Source organism: Aquimarina sp. RZ0 (genome assembly GCF_008370685.1).
Lineage (GTDB): Bacteria > Bacteroidota > Bacteroidia > Flavobacteriales > Flavobacteriaceae > Aquimarina.
In genome coordinates this window covers 1-2290 of sequence record NZ_VTZU01000116.1, presented here as the reverse complement: position 1 = coordinate 2290, position 2290 = coordinate 1, and the positions used below count along the sequence as shown (strand labels likewise).

At 31.3% G+C, this 2290-nt stretch carries 2 protein-coding genes; one reads left to right on the top strand and one right to left on the bottom strand.

What is annotated here, in order from left to right; translation table 11 throughout:
• Positions 1 to 676 precede the first annotated feature (676 nt).
• A complete protein-coding gene (locus F0000_RS25495; RefSeq protein WP_149627534.1) occupies positions 677 to 1336 on the top strand; it encodes an alpha/beta hydrolase in 660 nt (219 codons plus the stop codon).
• A 172-nt stretch (positions 1337 to 1508) separates the two neighbouring features.
• Here F0000_RS25495 and F0000_RS25490 read toward each other — a convergent pair whose 3' ends face one another.
• The gene (locus tag F0000_RS25490) at positions 1509 to 2204 is read right to left on the bottom strand and encodes a carbohydrate-binding protein (RefSeq protein WP_149627533.1); all 696 of its coding nucleotides are present in this window, start codon (positions 2202 to 2204) and stop codon (positions 1509 to 1511) included.
• Positions 2205 to 2290 lie beyond the last annotated feature (86 nt).

Genomic DNA, 2290 nt, shown 5'->3' with positions numbered 1-2290 from the left:
GTCAGTAGTTTGGTGTTCTGACGACACTTCAAATCGACGACATATCGAGATATGTTGTTTATTTGAAGTAAAGTCAAGGTTGTCAAAGTAATGACCAGCAGGCAGAAGGGTTTTTAAACATACTCTTAGAAAAGATCGATCTCTCACCTGTTTATAACGATCCGCGAGGAAAGCTTTCTAATAAACGAGCTGTTTTTATAGGCTATTGGGTTATAATACGATTTGTGATTAAAAAATTCGTATAAATTCATTGAATTATTTTTTCTTTATGCAAGGCAAAAAAATCAAGCATAGCTATAGCTACGGTTTATTTTTTAAACGAAGTAGAAAGGAAAAAGAAACGATGAATATGCGAAATTTTTAGTTATAAATCGTATAAAAACCTTAAGCATCAAAAATATTATCAGAAGCTTGTACAGAAAAAAGATATTGGCAGTATGATCCTCAAATAATAGGTTGAAGTTTTCTAAAAAAGCTGCAAAAGATTTACTTTTGGCAATTGTAAATCAAAAATAGGTTACAAAAGCATTTATAGATCCTCATCTAAAAAATTGATTAGATATAAAAAGTATTAAAATAAAGTTTTAGGGATGTCAAGCCGTAAAGCATGATGATCGTATACATTTACAGCTAAAATAAAAGTTCGATAACCCCGGCAAAACATAATAAAACATATATGGAAACTCAAACATTATCACTATATCATATTATTAAAGAACCCACTAGCAAAAAAGAAAAAACACCTGTTTTATTTATGTTTCATGGATATGGCAGTGATGAAAATGATTTATTTTCTTTTGCACCGGAGTTACCAGAAACATTGTGTATTATCTCTGTAAGAGCCCCTTATCCTATACAACCATATGGCAATGCGTGGTATGCTATCTACTTTGATGCCGCAGAGGGTAAGTTTAGTGATGACGCTCAGGCTATTGAATCACGAGATAAAATAGCTTCTTTTATTGATGAGGCTGTGACGGCATACAATCTGGACGCTGATAATGTAACGCTATTAGGTTTTAGTCAAGGTGCTATTCTAAGTTATGCTGTAGCACTCTCCTACCCTGAAAAAATTAATAATGTAATCGCTCTAAGTGGATATCTTAATGAAGATATCCTTGCAGAAGGTTATGAATCAAATGATTTTTCTAATCTCAATCTTTATTGTTCACATGGTAATATAGATCAGGTAATTCCTGTAGACTGGGCTCGTAAAGCTCCAGTAAAACTCGCCACAGTAGGTATTAAAACTTCATTACAGGAATTTCCTGTGGGTCATGGCGTAGCTCCACAGAATTTTCATCAGTTTAAAGAGTGGTTAGCTAGATTAATTTAATATCGATTTTCTAGCGTGATTCACATCCAGAAATTACTAAACTTAGAAGTTATATTGTTAAAATCACTTAAATATAATTATTCAATTTTTTAATTTAGTATCTGATAAAATAGCCTTAAATATGTAAGGCTATTTTATCAGATACTAGAATATACAGATTATGTGTTTCTTACTATTTTACAACTTGTAACTTTTTAGTATAAACATTATTTGTATCCTTATTCAGGATATGCAGAAGATATAAACCTCTAGCCAATTGAGAAACATTAATAGCATCAGTAGTATTTCCTTGTTGTAGTTGTTTTCTTATTAATAAATTTCCTGAAACTCCCATTAATCGGATATCATAGTTACTATTTTCTAGCCCTTGAATAGAGAATTTATCAAATGATGGATTAGGGTATACTTTGATATCTGATCCAGCTTGATCAATCGAAGGTATTGTATTAGATAAAATCTGTTCCTGTTTCTCTAAGTTCAATGAACCAAGATTAAAACCGCCTTCATCCATATAAATACGCATCACTTGTTTTCCTGCATCTAAAGAAATATTTGCAATAACTAATGGAGCAAAAGTGTCCCAGTTTCCAGTTGAACCAATAGATTGAATCCCTGTTCTATCAACTCCATTAAATTCGATATGAAATTTTCCGTTATTTCCAGAAGAAGCTACCAGAGCTGTAATCGTATAGTTATTAGCTTCAGTTACATTAATTGTATATTCAAGCAATTCTCCTTTTGCAATCCAACCAATATTTCCATTTGATAATTTATTTTCGGTATCTACATTTTCATTTTGTCGTACTCCTTGACCATTATTTCCAACAGAGTTATACGATTTGTGATTAAAAAATTCGTATAAATTCATTGAATTATTTTTTCTTTATGCAAGGCAAAAAAATCAAGCATAGCTATAGCTACGGTTTATTTTTTAAACGAAGTAGAAAGGAAAAA